Source organism: Dorea acetigenes (assembly GCF_025567385.1).
GTDB classification, from domain to species: Bacteria; Bacillota; Clostridia; order Lachnospirales; family Lachnospiraceae; genus Claveliimonas; species Claveliimonas acetigenes.
Genome location: NZ_JAOQJU010000025.1, coordinates 33,729 through 48,595 on the forward strand (window position 1 = coordinate 33,729; position 14,867 = coordinate 48,595).

General features: G+C 39.0%; 16 protein-coding genes and 2 pseudogenes. All 18 read left to right on the plus strand.

Features of this window, described 5'->3' with window-relative positions; all coding sequences use genetic code 11:
* Positions 1–29 precede the first annotated feature (29 nt).
* The 18 genes and pseudogenes from OCV99_RS14515 (at position 30) to OCV99_RS14600 (ending at position 14,795) form a co-directional block, all read left to right on the plus strand.
* Positions 30–1,820, plus strand: coding sequence for a flavin reductase (locus OCV99_RS14515; protein WP_158371509.1), 1,791 nt, complete (start codon positions 30–32; stop codon positions 1,818–1,820).
* Positions 1,821–1,993: 173 nt separating this feature from the next.
* Entirely contained in the window at positions 1,994–2,980 is a 987-nt protein-coding gene (locus tag OCV99_RS14520; protein WP_158371512.1) for a DnaJ C-terminal domain-containing protein, read from the plus strand.
* A 388-nt stretch (positions 2,981–3,368) separates the two neighbouring features.
* A pseudogene (locus OCV99_RS14525) lies at positions 3,369–3,583 on the plus strand (DUF3791 domain-containing protein).
* Between the two features lie 89 nt (positions 3,584–3,672).
* Entirely contained in the window at positions 3,673–5,241 is a 1,569-nt protein-coding gene (locus OCV99_RS14530) for an SIR2 family protein (protein ID WP_158371514.1), read from the plus strand.
* Positions 5,242–5,632: 391 nt separating this feature from the next.
* Positions 5,633–5,980: a TnpV protein gene (locus OCV99_RS14535; protein WP_026649314.1), complete on the plus strand. Its 348-nt coding sequence runs from the start codon at positions 5,633–5,635 to the stop codon at positions 5,978–5,980.
* Positions 5,981–6,156: 176 nt separating this feature from the next.
* The gene (locus OCV99_RS14540) at positions 6,157–7,113 is read left to right on the plus strand and encodes an ORF6N domain-containing protein (protein WP_118338537.1); all 957 of its coding nucleotides are present in this window, start codon (positions 6,157–6,159) and stop codon (positions 7,111–7,113) included.
* 79 nt (positions 7,114–7,192) lie between these two features.
* Positions 7,193–7,507, plus strand: coding sequence for a helix-turn-helix domain-containing protein (locus OCV99_RS14545; RefSeq protein ID WP_019162573.1), 315 nt, complete (start codon positions 7,193–7,195; stop codon positions 7,505–7,507).
* Positions 7,508–7,758: 251 nt separating this feature from the next.
* A complete protein-coding gene (locus tag OCV99_RS14550) occupies positions 7,759–8,703 on the plus strand; it encodes a ParM/StbA family protein (RefSeq protein ID WP_262575807.1) in 945 nt (314 codons plus the stop codon).
* Entirely contained in the window at positions 8,700–8,951 is a 252-nt protein-coding gene (locus tag OCV99_RS14555; protein WP_262575809.1) for a hypothetical protein, read from the plus strand. Before OCV99_RS14550 ends, OCV99_RS14555 begins: the two co-directional genes overlap by 4 nt.
* A 14-nt stretch (positions 8,952–8,965) precedes the next feature.
* Positions 8,966–9,151, plus strand: a complete 186-nt coding sequence (locus tag OCV99_RS14560; protein WP_262575811.1) for a hypothetical protein — start codon at positions 8,966–8,968, stop codon at positions 9,149–9,151.
* Positions 9,152–9,277: 126 nt separating this feature from the next.
* On the plus strand, positions 9,278–9,412 hold the full coding sequence (locus tag OCV99_RS14565) for a hypothetical protein (RefSeq protein ID WP_262575813.1): 135 nt from the start codon (positions 9,278–9,280) through the stop codon (positions 9,410–9,412).
* Positions 9,413–9,927: 515 nt separating this feature from the next.
* Positions 9,928–10,308 carry a plasmid mobilization protein gene (locus OCV99_RS14570; RefSeq protein WP_158371518.1) on the plus strand — a complete coding sequence of 127 codons (381 nt, stop codon included), beginning with the start codon at positions 9,928–9,930 and terminating at the stop codon, positions 10,306–10,308.
* The gene (locus OCV99_RS14575; RefSeq protein ID WP_262575816.1) at positions 10,257–11,498 is read left to right on the plus strand and encodes a relaxase/mobilization nuclease domain-containing protein; all 1,242 of its coding nucleotides are present in this window, start codon (positions 10,257–10,259) and stop codon (positions 11,496–11,498) included. Before OCV99_RS14570 ends, OCV99_RS14575 begins: the two co-directional genes overlap by 52 nt.
* A gap of 13 nt (positions 11,499–11,511) precedes the next feature.
* Positions 11,512–12,141, plus strand: coding sequence for a DUF6040 family protein (locus OCV99_RS14580; RefSeq protein ID WP_262575817.1), 630 nt, complete (start codon positions 11,512–11,514; stop codon positions 12,139–12,141).
* A 43-nt stretch (positions 12,142–12,184) separates the two neighbouring features.
* Positions 12,185–12,331: pseudogene (locus OCV99_RS14585) on the plus strand (peptidase P60); the annotation flags it as partial.
* A gap of 200 nt (positions 12,332–12,531) precedes the next feature.
* Positions 12,532–13,194, plus strand: coding sequence for a response regulator transcription factor (locus tag OCV99_RS14590; RefSeq protein ID WP_009319962.1), 663 nt, complete (start codon positions 12,532–12,534; stop codon positions 13,192–13,194).
* Positions 13,185–14,111, plus strand: a complete 927-nt coding sequence (locus OCV99_RS14595) for a sensor histidine kinase (protein ID WP_158371520.1) — start codon at positions 13,185–13,187, stop codon at positions 14,109–14,111. Before OCV99_RS14590 ends, OCV99_RS14595 begins: the two co-directional genes overlap by 10 nt.
* 84 nt (positions 14,112–14,195) lie before the next feature.
* Positions 14,196–14,795, plus strand: a complete 600-nt coding sequence (locus OCV99_RS14600) for a hypothetical protein (protein ID WP_158371522.1) — start codon at positions 14,196–14,198, stop codon at positions 14,793–14,795.
* Positions 14,796–14,867: the final 72 nt, after the last annotated feature.

Here is a 14,867-nt window from a genome sequence, read left to right on the forward strand (position 1 = left end):
AGCTGAAAAATGTAAAGGAGATAGTAAAGATGGAGATTACAAACGACATTAAATATGCAGGCGTTAATGACCATGAAATTGATCTGTTTGAAGGGCAGTACGACGTTCCGAATGGGATGGCATATAATTCTTATGTGATTATGGATGAGAAGATAGCCGTAATCGATACCGTAGATGCCCGGTTTAAGCATGAATGGCTGGACAAGGTTGGTGCGATTCTGGGTGACCGCCAGCCGGATTATCTGATTGTCCAGCATATGGAGCCGGATCATTCTGCTAATATTGCTGATTTTCTGAAAGTATATACGCAGACGACGGTAGTTGCAAGCGCGAAAGCATTTGCTATGATAAAGCAGTTCTTCGGAAAAGATTACGCTGACAGGAGCCTTGTGATTAAAGAAGGAGATACCCTGTCTCTTGGCAAGCATACCCTGTCATTTGTCGCTGCTCCTATGGTTCACTGGCCGGAGGTCATGGTAACTTATGATACCTGTGATAAAGTCCTCTTTTCCGCAGACGGATTTGGGAAATTTGGCGCTCTGGATGTGGAAGAAGACTGGGCATGTGAGGCGCGCCGCTATTATATCGGAATTGTTGGGAAATATGGTATGCAGGTGCAGAATCTGCTGAAGAAGGCAGCGGGGCTGGATATTCAGATGATTTGTCCTCTTCACGGACCGGTTCTGAAAGAGAATCTGGGATATTACCTGGGGCTTTACCATACATGGTCTTCTTATGAGGCGGAATCGGAAGGAATTGTAATTGCATATACTTCTGTCTATGGACATACGAAGGCGGCTGTGAATGCATTGGCTGATAAGCTTCGCGGGAAGGGATGCCCGAAGGTTGTCATCCACGACCTTGCCCGTACCGATATGGCGGAAGCTGTGGAGGATGCATTCCGCTATAATAAGCTTGTATTGGCAACCACTACCTATAATGCAGACATTTTTCCGTTTATGCGTGAATTTATCAATCATCTGACGGAGCGCAATTATCAGAAACGTACGGTAGCATTTATGGAAAATGGTTCCTGGTCTCCGCTTGCTGCTAAGGTTATGAAGAAAATGCTGGAAGGCAGCAAGAACATAAGTTATGCCGATACTACTGTGCGTATTATGTCCGCGCTGAATGAGGACAGCAGGGCACAGATTGAAGAACTTGCGGATGAACTGTGCCGCGATTATATTGCCCAGCATACAGAGACTGCCAATAAGAATGATTTGTCAGCTCTATTTAAAATAGGGTACGGGCTGTATGTAGTAACCTGTAATGATGGCAAGAAGGATAATGGATTAATTGTAAATACCATTTCCCAGGTTACCAGCACACCGAACCGGATTGCAGTTACCATTAATAAGGCAAATTATTCTCACCACATTATTAAGCAGACAGGGATCCTGAACGTGAACTGCCTGTCAACAGAGGCTCCTTTCCATGTGTTTGAGAATTTCGGATTCCAGAGCGGAAGAACGGCGGACAAGTTTGCAAAATATGAAGTGCTCCGTTCTGATAACGGCTTGGTATTCCTTCCCAAATATATCAATTCTTTCATGTCGCTGAAGGTAGAGCAGTATATTGACCTGGATACTCATGGCATGTTTATCTGCAGCATTACGGAAGCGAGAGTTATCTCCAATGTAGAGACCATGACATATTCCTATTATCAGAGTTCTGTAAAGCCGAAGCCGGAGACAGAAGGCAAGAAGGGCTTTGTCTGCAAGATATGCGGATATGTTTATGAGGGAGATGAGCTGCCGGAAGACTTTATTTGTCCACTCTGTAAGCATGGAGCTGCCGACTTTGAACCGATAAAATAGAAAATATAAACAAACAATCAGACAAAAAGCATGAGACTGCCGGAGAAAGCGGTTTCATGCTTTTCTTCTTGACGCAAAGAAATGCATGTGTTATAGTACAAATAGAACAATAAAGAAACAGATTCAATATCTTGCATAAACGCGGGATTTTTTTGTTGATAGGAGGCGCAGAAATGGGAACAAAAAGAGATTATTATGAGATTTTAGGAATAGACCAAAGCGCAGATTCTGATACGATAAAGAAAGCTTACCGAAAGCTTGTTAAGAAATACCATCCTGACAGCAATGCAGGAGATGCAAAGGCGGAAGAAAGATTTAAAGAGGTAACGGAAGCTTATAATATCCTGAGCGATCCGGAAAAACGGAAGCTGTATGATCGGTTTGGGCATGCAGCTTTTCAGGATACCCAGGCAGGATACCGGGAGAATGCAGGTTCCTGGAATAATTCGGATTCTGGCGGCGGATACAGAGAGTATCATTTTGAAGGCGATGATATGGATGACATTTTAAAAAATATTTTCGGCTTTCAGGGAAGTCATTTCGGAGAAGACCGCTTTTACAGCGACGGTTTCGGGGGAAGTGGATTTGGAAGACGTGGATTCCGGCAGGACGGGGCAGACTTACAGGCAGACATTGACGTAAGTTTTGATGAAGCGGCTTTTGGCTGTGAGAAAGTTATCCGGCTTAACCATGGCGACGAAGCAGGTGGTGCTGTTTCGTCTTTGAAAGTGAAGATTCCGGCAGGAATTGATTCGGGACAGAGTATCCGGCTGCGCGGGAAAGGAATGCCCGGAAGCGGCGGAGGAAAGCCGGGAGATTTACTCCTGAAAGTAAAAGTGGCTGATAAGGCAGGCTATGAGAGACGGGGAATGGACATTTATACAACAGCCTTTATTCCCTTTACAACAGCAGTGTTCGGAGGCGAAGCCATTGTGCAGACTCTTTATGGGAACGTAGTCTGCAAGATTGCAGAGGGCACGCAGTCCGGCACAAAAATCAGATTAAGAGGGAAGGGAATCGTCTCTATGAAGAACCCGAACCTGCGCGGCGACCAGTATGTGACCGTTCAGATTCAGGTTCCGAGAGACTTGAATGAGACGGCAAGAAGAAAGCTTAGGGAATATGAGAGAGCCTGCGGTAAGAAGGATAGCGCGGCATAAGCGGAAAGGCGTGAGTCATAGAAATGTGGCTTGCGTCTTTTTGTGTCTGGAGGAACCGGCGGCTCTGAGACGGGTTAGATTGTTTAAAATGCATTTCTATGGTATGATAATGAATACAAAGATTTACGCATGATGACAGGGGGTTAATACAACATAAAATAAAGCAGGGGAGGGTTCGTTTATGATGAAGGATGAAAAAATAAAAAATTCTAATGAATGAGCTTCTTGATGTGATGAAAGAAAAGGGTGTGGGAAATTTAAACGTCAAGGAAAAGACGGCATTATTTCCAGATACGAATTTGATGAGAGTCAAGAAGCTGGACTTGCAAATTTGTTTTCGTACAGAGAAAGCATTATCTCTGCTGCATTTTGAAGGGAGTGAAAGATTATGACGGCAAACCCGATTTTGCTTCAAAAAAATACAGCCGTGTCATTGAGTGTTTTGCAAAGCAGCAGGGACTTTCGCTGGATGCGGCGCTGGATTTCTTTTATCATTCAGAGGTTTATCCGCTGATTCGGGACGGCATATCGGATATGCACTGCATGAGCGATGCGTATTTGGCAGAAGAACTGAAACAGGAATATAGTCGGAATATGGAATAGTAGCTTATTTCTAAATTTTGGATCTCAGTGAGTCCCCAATTTAGAAACACTAAAAATAATGTGAATATCTAAACACAGGGAGGTGCTTTATGACACTACAAGAAGTTGTCGCAAGATTTAATACAACCCCATTTTTGTTTGCCGGTTCTGGTATTACTCGAAGATATTACGGGTTACCAGATTGGATTGGCTTGTTGACACATTTTGCTGAAAAGGTAAAGAAAGATCAGTTTGCCTATAGATACTATGAGAATAAAGCGAGTGAAGCAGATAACACAACAGAAAAGCTTCCATTAGTTGCAAGCTATATAGAGAAAGATTTTAATGATGCCTGGTTTAACAATGAAGAAGGAATACGTTCTGATTCGGAAAGGGTAAATAATGCAGTTGCCACAGGTGTTTCTCCTTTTAAAGCGGAAATAAGTGAATATATTACTTCGCTTTCTACAGTTGAGCCTGCTTATGCGGAGGAAGTTGAAAAACTCAAAAACATTGCAAAAGATAATTTATCCGGCGTTATTACAACAAATTATGATTGCTTTTTCGAGAATATTTTTGAAGGTTATAAAACTTTTGTGGGACAGAATGAACTGGTGTTTTCACAATTGCAAGGAATTGCGGAAATTTATAAAATTCATGGATCTGTACAAATACCGGAATCTATAGTTATTAACAAAGCGGACTATCAGAAGTTTCGTGATAAAGGTAAATATCTTGCAGCTAAATTGATGACGATTTTCATGGAATATCCGATTATTTTTATGGGGTATTCTATCTCAGATTCAGATATTCAGGCAATTCTTAGCGACGTTGTGGAATGCTTGCCATTGGATAAAATAGAAATGTTACAAAAACGATTTGTGTTTGTTGAATATAAGGCGAATTTTGTTGGAAGTGAGATAGCTTCTCATTCGATGGTTATACACGGTAAATTGCTGGAAATGACTAAAATTACACTCTCGGATTTTAGTTTACTATATGATGCTTTGTCTGTAAAAAAAGCAGCTTTACCGGTTAAATTGCTGCGCAGATTTAAGGATGAGCTTTATACTTTTGCATTGACACAGCAACCGGGACCGACTATGCAGGTCGCCTCGCTGGAAGATGGTCGTATTGATGAAAATATGCTTGCTTTGACAATTGGTTTAGCTTCAACAGGTGTGTATGGCTTGGCAAGAGCAGTAAATTCTGAGCAGTGGTATAGAAACATTATTCTGCATGATTCACTATATTCATGCGAACAACTGCTGGAATTTGTTTATCCAGAGCTTGCAAAACAGAATTCTTGGAAGTTGCCTGTGTGGTACTATATTTCAAAATCTAATATAAAAAGCGAATTAGCAGAAGAAAAAGCACCGCATTCGTATAGTGAAATCGTTACAGAGTCAACAATTAAGCGCAATCGCTCTGCAATTGGAAGGCGAACTGCTTGGGAATTGTGGATAGCGGAAAAAGGTAATTTGATGAGGGCTGTTCGTCTATTAGGTTGTTTGCCAGAAGAAAAAATAGATGTTAATCAGTATCAGGATATTCTGGAAGCAATCTTTACAGAAAACAGTAATATTTTAAGTTCTTTGGATAGTCCAAATCGCAGTAATCTTCATAGAATGATTAGAATATATGATTTTCTGAAATATGGACAAAAAAAGACCCCGTGATTCAAGCATCTGCAAGCAGACACCATCACGGAGGCTCGGACAGCTGGAATACAGGCAACATAGCATCTGTAAACAGACACCAGCACGGATGCACTATAAACCTATGTTTATTATATGAGGAAAATTATTTTTTGTCAACGACCAGATTTTTGGTAAGGAGGAAACCTATAGACATATATAGGACTATACAGGAAAAGTACAGAAATTAGCACTCACCTCTTGATAATGGAAGTCGATTTTTGTCCTGTCTTGTGTATCCCGGAAGTGCCTGTTTTACAGGCTTTCCGGGGCATCAGCCATTTTGTCTGGTATTGTAAAGCAGTGTCAGATTTGTCGTAAATGTCGTAAATTTGTGGTCAAAAAATGATGAGAAATGGAGAGTGCTAATAAAATGGAATTAACGTATACAAATGTAAATGGATATCTGATCCCGAATCTCACCTATAAATCCGGTGAGCAGATGGAGCAACTTGGCAAGTATGGTTTTCTTCGCAGAGATTATCTGAAAAACTATCGAAATTCAACCTATCAGGTGATGCTTTTACAGGATACCATTGGAGAGCATCTTCTGGAAGTGGACAAGGCAGCCAGAGAACGGGAAGAGGTAATACTGAAACAGTTAGAAGAAAAAGAACCATTGCCGGATAAAGAGAAAGATCAGATTGCCTGGGTAAGAGCTGCTAATCAACACAAAGCAATTGCAGAAGAGATTATTCTCAAGGAATTGATTTATGTTTAAATGAAGGTGATGAGGTCGTGGATTGCGACCTCATTATTGTATGAAAAATAGCAGTAGGCAGAATGAGAAAAATAGGGTAAAATGGGAACATGGATTTTGGAAACTCATAAGAAATGATTGTGCGGTAAAGTAACTTGAAATGCCAGTTTGGCATTTCAAGTTATAGAGGAGATGGAATGGCGGATCAGAAAGTAAGAGAAATGGAACCAGTGGAAACACAAATAGTTGAAATCATGCCACCGGACGTTGAAAATCTGATTTATGTAGTAAGAAACAAACAAGTCATGGTGGATAGTGATCTGGCAATGCTTTATCAGGTAGAAACGGGAGCGTTAAACAGAGCCGTTAAAAGAAATATTGCCAGATTTCCAGAAGATTTTCGATTTCAGCTTACAAAAGATGAATATGAAAACTTGAAATGCCAATTTGGCACCTCAAATGGCAGTGGAACAGAAAATGGTTATGGTGGCAGACGTACATTACCGTATGTATTTACAGAGCAGGGAATATCCATGCTTGCAAGTGTATTGCATAGCGAGGTGGCAATTAATGTAAGTATAGGTATTATGCGTGCATTTGTAGAAATGCGACGGTTTATAGCCAACAATGCACTTTTGTTTGAAAGGATTAGTAACGTTGAGCTAAAACAACTGGAATATCAGAAAAAGACAGATGAAAAACTGGAGCAGATTTTTGAGTACATATCAGATCATGAGGAGTCTAATCAAAAGATATTTTTTGATGGTCAGATATATGATGCATTCAGCTTATTGATAGGACTGATTCAGAAAGCAGAAATGGAAATTGTTCTGGTAGATGGATATGTGGATGTAGGAACATTAAATATTTTGTCAAAGAAGAAAGAAAATGTGGCGGTGACAGTTTATACACAGCAACGGACAAAATTATCTCAAACAGATGTAGATAACTTTAATGCACAGTATCCTAAACTGGATGTGAAGTACACAAGAGCGTTTCATGATCGTTTTTTAATTCTTGATAAAACGAAAGCATATCATGTGGGTGCGTCTTTGAAGGATGCAGGTAAAAAATGTTTTGGAATTAATCTGATTGAAGATGCAGGTATTGTAAGAGATATTTTACAGAGATTGGAATTGGAAACAGAAGAATAGAAAAGTAAGTTATGCAGAAAGGCGTGAGTCATAAGAATATGGCTTGCGTCTTTTTCTGTCTGGAAAGGAAGTGGGGAGCATGGCACAGATTTTTCGTGTAGAGAGAACTAAGAATTTTACGGTAATGAGTAATCATCATTTCAAGAATAAGAATCTGACATTGAAAGCGAAAGGTCTATTATCGCTGATGTTAAGTTTGCCAGATGACTGGAATTACAATATGCAAGGACTGGCAACATTGAGCAGAGATGGGATTGATTCTGTTCGTTCTGCAATTAAGGAATTAGAGCATCATGGATATGTGGAACGTCATAGATTGCGTAATGAGTATGGCTTTTATGGCGATACCGAATATATTATCCGGGAAGTTCCATTAGGAGAAGAAAATGATTAAGTGGAGAAGAGAAGTGCCTAAGGGTGGATAGTCCAATTTTGGACAATCAGGTCATAGGAAATTTCTATCTCCGGACATCAGAAAATAGGAAAACCAGATATGGTAAATCCCATACTGGACAAACCGTTGCTATTAATAATCCATGTTATTAAATATGAATTATTAAAGAACCAGTAAATAAAATATCCATCTTATCAATTCACGTAAGTATTAATAGGATTGGATAAGAAAAGAAAGAATGAGGTATGATTATGAGAATGATGAAAAATAACAGAAATGAAACAGTTATGGTGATCGGGATTGATCATGGTTATGGAAACATGAAAACAGCTACCAGATGCTTTCCATCCGGTGTAGCCAGATATGACAAGGAGCCAATCTTTCAGAATAATCTTCTTGTTTACAATGGCATGTATTACCAGATCGGAGAGGAACACAAGGAGTTCTGTGCAGAGAAAACGCAGGACGAGGACTATTATGTGCTGACACTGGCAGCTGTCGCAAGGGAACTGGATGGGAAAGGTATGAATCGGGCAAAGGTACACATTGCAGCCGGACTTCCACTTACCTGGGTAGCTACACAGAAAGAAGATTTCCAGAAATATCTTCTCCAGAATGAATGTGTGGATTTTACATTCCGCAATAAAGAATATCATGTGGAGTTTGCAGAAGTTGATATTTACCCACAGGGATTTGCAGCAGCTTTTTACCGTTTACAGGATTTCAAAGGAATCAACATGCTTGTGGATATTGGAAACGGGACTATGAACATCATGTATATCAATAATTCCCGTCCATTAGAGAAGAAATGCTTTACAGAGAAATATGGAACGCACCAGTGTGTGCTTGCAGTCAGGGAATCTTTGTTGAAAGAACTGGGAACAGTGGTGGATGATCTGGTGATTGAGCAGGTGATTCGTACCGGGACAGCAGATATTGGTGAGAAATATCTGACAGTCATTCGTAAAGCTGCCGGAGATTATACGAAAGAAATCTTTCATAAGCTGAGAGAACGGGAATATAATCCAGAACTGATGCGTCTGTATGTGGTCGGCGGTGGAGGTTGTATGATCCAGAATTTTGGAGAATATGACAAGAGCAGGGTGACAATTGTACGGGACATCTGTGCCACAGCGAAAGGCTATGAAGCAATGACCGTAAGGAAAATCCAGAGAAACGGAGGGATGCTTGTATGAGAAAAGAACGGAAAATCATCAACACAAATATCCGTTTGAATCTTTGTGATGAACAGGACAGGCAGGCATGGGAATATTTGCAGACGATGGACAGGAAAAAATATAAATCGTACACCAGAGCAGTTGTAGTTGCTTTAAACGATTATTTTTCCAGAGAGTACAGGAATGAAGCAGATCCGTATCTGGAAACCAGAGAAAAGGAAGATGCTTTCTGGAAAGAGTGGAAACAGCAGTCCGGGATGGAGTGAAAGAATCCGTTCCGATGGCTATAGCGAAGAATCTGATGGAAATGCTTGTACCGTTTGTAAAAGAATCGGTAGGAGAAATTAATCTGCTGGACAGAACACTAACAATGGAGAAAACGGAAGGAGAGATCGCAGAAGATAATCTGGACTGGGAGAAAGAAGCTGATATGGATGCAGCACTGGATTTTGCGGACAGTTTTTAGATGGTTATGAAATAGCAGTAACAGGAAAATAGACTGACAGTAAGGAATAGCTTTACAAAAACAGAATAGCAGAAAAAGACAATGGCAGTGATGGCATTTCAGACATTATGAATTGGAGAAATGTTTATGACTGCTATTTTTATGTCTTTTAGCAGAAATGGAAAGAGATCCAGAAAAAGAAAGACAGAAATAACAGGAAAATATAACAGAAAAGCGCTGGCAGATGGGTGGATTGAACAAGCAAGGCGAAGAAAAGAATAGAGTGCCGGATACGGCACATGATTGTCCGATACTTCGCATCGGAGTGATGCATGAACAGCCTGTTTCAGAAAGAGAAAATCTATCGAAATGGGAGCTTTTCTATTTCTTCCACAGTCTGTCCCTGCACCACAAAACCACCGTCATCTCCATTTTGATCTGATAACGTAGGGTGGAAAATATGGCTTGGTGGGTGTCGGTTCAGTGGTGGGGAGACGACAGGCAAGTTTCGCAAAGTGGCAAGCCACCCTGCACCGGAGACAGCCTTTGGGCTGTTCCTAAACTTGCCAGAGGGCTCCGCCCCTTGGAACCCCGGCACGCCAATGGTGGTAATTCTGTGTTAGAAATATCCACTGGATACTTCTTCTCAGATTGCCACGGATTGGCTAAGACGTTGTCTTGCATCTGCCAAAGGGGAACGTTACACATCCCCTTATGGAATCCTCTGTTAATTTAGACATAACGCTGTGGTTGTAAATATAGAGCAGAAATCAAGCAGAGAAAGGAAATAAAGGCCTATGAGAAAACGAAATCATACAGTAACCATACGGATGAATAAAGCAGAATATGAGCTGCTTCAAAGCAAAGTAAAGGAATCCGGAAGAACACAGCAGGAAGTTGTAATAAAAGCAATCGCAGATTTGAAGATAGCTTCTACAGAGGAAGTGGAAGAACTAAAAAGATTGAACCAGATGTTTGCAGATATTCTCAGTCAGCTCCGGGGAGCTACTACAAATATCAATCAGATTGCAAGAAAGCTGCATATAGATGGAGAAGTTCCAAATGACAGTACGCTGTATTTCCTGAATAAAAATATTCTTAAGTACCGGAAGGAGAGTGAAAAGATATGGCTATTAATAAGACGATTAATAAGCGGACAAATACACATGGAGCAATGAGAAATTGTATCGAATATGTTTTGCGACAGGACAAGACCAACGAATTATTTACCTATGTAACAGGTCCATATTGTCATGACGAGATCAATTATGATCTGGTGTACAGAACATTTTTAGAGGAAAAGAATGTGTGGGATAAAGATTCTGGGAGAATGTATGCCCACAACATTATTTCCTGGCATAAGGACGAGCAGATTACTCAGGAGCAGGCATTTGAATTTGGAAAAGAGTTTGCAGAAAAATGGTTCAGTGGATTCCAGACCTTAGTGGCTGTGCATAAGGATAAAGATCATATCCACTGCCATCTGGTTACTAATTCAGTGAGTTATGAAGATGGAAGAAAACTGCATAACACCAAAAAGGATCTGGAACGTATGAAACAGCTTACCAACCAGATGTGCCGGGAACGTGGACTGACAGTTGCCGAGAAAGGAAAGCACTTTGATGGAAACCAGATTGAAAAAGGGGAAGTTATTGCATGGAGCAAAGACAAATATAATCTGTTCCGTCAGCAGGTAAAGGACAGTTTTGTAGCGGACTGTGCAATGGCAGTATTAAAGGCAATGGAAAATTGTATCAGCAAAGAAAAGTTTATAGAAAAAATGAAACAGTTTGGATGGAACGTAAACTGGACAGAGAAACGAAAGCACATTACTTTTCAGAACCAGGATGGAAAGAAGGTGCGAGACAGCAATCTGTCAAAAACATTCCATCTGGATATCAGTAAGGAGGACTTAGAGAATGAATTTGATAGAAATTACGAAAGGGTACGAGCCGGAGCAGAACGAACAAACGGAGCAGATGAAGAGCTTGCCGGATATTACCGACAAGTGGAAGCAGCTTGCGAAGGAGCAGGCGGCATCACTGGAGCTAGTGACGGAAGAGAGAGACGATTTACAGGTGAGAAATCAGAAGATGAACGAGTTTATCCAGAAATTTCAGGAAAGGACACACAAGCTGAAAATGGAAAAACAGAAGCTATTCTTCGAGAATCACGAAATGCAAGACGAAATTCGGAAATTAAACGACGAAATTCATCGTTTGACAACCGAACTGTCCGAAAAGCAGAAGCTGAATCAATCGCTTCAGCAGAGCAACGACGATCTGAGAAACAGAAATGGATTAATGAGCAGGAGCGAGCAAGAGCAGCTCGAAGAAGAAATAAGAGACGTTCGGGACCAGAACTCTAAATTACAGATACAGGTGAATAAATCATCTGTTGAAGCGGTAGATGAAGCACAGAAGAAACAGAAAGAAGCAGAGAAAAAGATGGAGCAGGCAGAATTCAAAGCCCGTAACGAAAAGAAACGTGCTGAGCTGGAAATTCGTAAAGCGAAAAAAGAAGTAAAGGACAGAACGGAAAACATGAAGGCTATGGAGTATTTCTGGGGAATGGGATACATTACGGTAGTTCTGTTTGCAATTCTACAGAATGGTGCTTTTCAACATGATTTCATAGATTTTTTCATGACTCCATTCATGTGGTATGTTCGATTTTGTAAATGGCTGGTATATCCAACTTATGATAATGGATTTAACCAGAAAATAGCATATGCAGGTGGAGAAGTATGGGTTATCGGGATTCTGGCAATCGTAGCTGTGCTTTTCATAGTGGGAATCTTAATGGTTATAATTATGGAAACAATAAAACAATACAAAAAAATGCGGAACGAAATTTCACAAATGTTTTTGATTGGAAGCCTTTCAGGGATAGCAGTGCTTGGAGATGTAATCAGAGGGTATCTACCTGTGAATTTGATCCTGTTATTTGTGTTTGTCAATATGGGAATCATGTTGCTCAGAGTGTACCGAGCGTCCCTGACATGCAATTGAATCCATGCTACTAAATAGACAAGGAGCTGAACAACAAAGAATTCAATATCTGAACGTGGCACATTTTGATAATGCGACAGCCCAGGCGATTACGAATGAAGCGTTGAAATATCAAGGTTGGAAGTATGTGTATGGTGGCAGTAACTCCGACACTTTCTTTGATTGTAGTGGATTTGTGCAATGGTGCTATTCCTTATTGGAAAATATATGGACTTATCACAAGCTGAAACTAATTGAAAAAGGTCAAAGCTACTAAAAAAACAAAGTTACTGTATTCAGATATGCTGATCACAGTAACTTTATTTTAACTCAACCCACAAAAATATATGGATTTTGTTTATGATTTTTATTACAATTAAGATATTATGATATGTACGAGGAGTGATATATTTGCATACAATTCTTGTGTTGGAAGATGATATAGAATTAAATAATACTATCTGTTGTTCTTTGGAAAAAAATGGTTATCGGGTTATGGGAGCTAGAACTTGTGAAGAAGCAAAAAACTACGCAAATAGTTATACCTTTCACATGGCAATTTTGGATATAAATTTACCAGACGGTAATGGATTTCAATTTTGTAAATGGTTAAAAGCTAGAAGTAATACGTTGATTTTATTTTTATCCGCTAAGGATTTGGAAACTGATATTTTAAATGGATATGAACTTGGAGCAGACGACTATGTGACAAAACCCTTTTCTATGAGAATTTTGCTGAAAAAAGTGTATGTAATCTTATCCAGAAAGTCACAAGAAGCGAATATTTATGATGATGGCTTTCTAAAAGTAGATTTTGAACTTGGTATCGTTCAACAAGGAGTAAATGAATGTTTACTTTCCCCCACAGAATATCGTATTTTAAAAAAACTGATTGAGAATAAAGGGAAACTACTTACCTATTCCGTTTTATTAGATTCTTTATGGGACGAGGGAGTACAAATTACAGACAAGCATACTCTTGCAGTAAATATCAACAGATTGCGTAAAAAGATTGAAACCGAGGAACACTCTTATATTTCAAATGTATATGGAATGGGTTATATATGGAAGTAATGATTTTTATAATATTTTTTTCGTTAGTGTTTATCACTACTTTTGCACTTTGGAAATATGTTCGTTTGAAACATGATGTTTATGAATATACAGAGAAACTGGATAATACTATAAACTATATGTTAAAAAATGGAGAATTAAAAACAACTCCCTATGAAAACGATGATTTGTGGGAAAAAAATTATGAGAAACTGGTTCGTCTTTCCCATCTGTATACTCATAAAAATTTAGAGATTTCAGAAGAAAAAGATAAACTGAAAGAGCTAGTGTCTGATATTTCTCATCAAACAAAAACACCGATTGCTAATATAAAACTCTATTTAGAGATAATGACGGATGAATCAGATTTTAAGAAAAATCAAGAATACATGAGAAAAATGAACGGTCAGATAGATAAGTTGGATTTTCTTCTGCAAAGCATGGTAAAAATGTCACGGCTTGAAACTGGAACAATTAAAATCCAAAAACAAAATGTCCTTCTTGCCGATACTCTCGCTATGGCGATCAGTAACGTAGTAATAAAGGCAGATAAGAAAAACATTAAGATTGATGTGCAGTATGATGAACAGCTAATGCTAAAACATGATAAAAAATGGACCGCAGAAGCAATTTTTAATATTTTAGATAATGCAGTAAAATATACAGAAGTTGGCGGAAATATTCATGTTGTTGTGTGCAGGCAAGAACTTTTTACAAAAATCAGCATTGAGGATACAGGAAAAGGCATTGCACCAGAGCGACAAGCGACTATTTTTACTCGGTTCTATCGAGAACCAGAGGTACATGATAAAGAGGGAATCGGTATTGGCTTATATTTAGCTAGAGAAATCATCACGCTACAAAATGGATATATTGAAGTACAGTCACAAATTGGACAAGGAAGCAAGTTTATAATATATCTTCCAAATCGGGATTAAGAAAAATCACAGTTTTGTGATTTTTTCTTTTTGTGACTGGTTTGTGATTTTTATGCTTTATCATGTAAGTCAGGAGGTGAAATCATGAGAATCAAAAAATCGACGGTATTTCTGACAATGTTCGTTTTATTATTGGCTTTTACCGGTTGCCAGAATGAAAGCTCCAGTACTGACGAAAATAAACAAACGAAGAGCACAGCAAGTGATAAGGTTATTTATAACCAAAAAGACTTGCAAAACCCTCAAAAATTAGAAATTTCAGAAGATGGAACTGTTGAAATGGAAATAAAGAGTATGACTGAACCAGATAATATTCTCCCAGAAAATAAATCTATTTTTCTTTCTATTACATCAAAGGAAGATACAGATGTTTCTTTGCAATATACTTATGATACATATGGAAAAGAGGGGGCATTGTTTTGTTGCGAATTAAAAGAAAAGAATGGTGTTAAAACTACATTAGAGCCTTTATCTTCTTTCTACTTGTCTCAAACTTCTGAAGAAAACTACAAAGAAACATGGTTGACAAATGGCGTGTTTTTGAAAAAAGGGGAAAATGTGTTTTATTTGAATGGTAAAGACCAGACATTTCCTTATCGTATGATACTTAAAGTAACTTTTTTTGAACCAGAAAAGATAGATAGCGTTATTCTTTATCCGATAGAAAAAGGTAGTGTCAAGTAATCTATGAAAAAACTGAGTTAAAAAAATAGGCTCAGATGAACCTTGAAAATTGCAGATATGTTAGTGATTGGC

Excerpts from the sequence above, each read along its gene's own strand:
- OCV99_RS14575 (WP_262575816.1), top strand. The coding sequence starts at position 10,257 with ATGGCTATTAATAAGACGATTAATAAGCGGACAAATACACATGGAGCA.
- OCV99_RS14555 (WP_262575809.1), top strand. The coding sequence starts at position 8,700 with ATGAGAAAAGAACGGAAAATCATCAACACAAATATCCGTTTGAATCTT.
- OCV99_RS14535 (WP_026649314.1), top strand. The coding sequence starts at position 5,633 with ATGGAATTAACGTATACAAATGTAAATGGATATCTGATCCCGAATCTC.
- OCV99_RS14545 (WP_019162573.1), top strand. The coding sequence starts at position 7,193 with ATGGCACAGATTTTTCGTGTAGAGAGAACTAAGAATTTTACGGTAATG.
- OCV99_RS14560 (WP_262575811.1), top strand. The coding sequence starts at position 8,966 with ATGGCTATAGCGAAGAATCTGATGGAAATGCTTGTACCGTTTGTAAAA.
- OCV99_RS14570 (WP_158371518.1), top strand. The coding sequence starts at position 9,928 with ATGAGAAAACGAAATCATACAGTAACCATACGGATGAATAAAGCAGAA.
- OCV99_RS14600 (WP_158371522.1), top strand. The coding sequence starts at position 14,196 with ATGAGAATCAAAAAATCGACGGTATTTCTGACAATGTTCGTTTTATTA.
- OCV99_RS14550 (WP_262575807.1), top strand. The coding sequence starts at position 7,759 with ATGAGAATGATGAAAAATAACAGAAATGAAACAGTTATGGTGATCGGG.
- OCV99_RS14565 (WP_262575813.1), top strand. The coding sequence starts at position 9,278 with ATGACTGCTATTTTTATGTCTTTTAGCAGAAATGGAAAGAGATCCAGA.
- OCV99_RS14540 (WP_118338537.1), top strand. The coding sequence starts at position 6,157 with ATGGCGGATCAGAAAGTAAGAGAAATGGAACCAGTGGAAACACAAATA.
- OCV99_RS14515 (WP_158371509.1), top strand. The coding sequence starts at position 30 with ATGGAGATTACAAACGACATTAAATATGCAGGCGTTAATGACCATGAA.
- OCV99_RS14595 (WP_158371520.1), top strand. The coding sequence starts at position 13,185 with ATGGAAGTAATGATTTTTATAATATTTTTTTCGTTAGTGTTTATCACT.
- OCV99_RS14530 (WP_158371514.1), top strand. The coding sequence starts at position 3,673 with ATGACACTACAAGAAGTTGTCGCAAGATTTAATACAACCCCATTTTTG.
- OCV99_RS14520 (WP_158371512.1), top strand. The coding sequence starts at position 1,994 with ATGGGAACAAAAAGAGATTATTATGAGATTTTAGGAATAGACCAAAGC.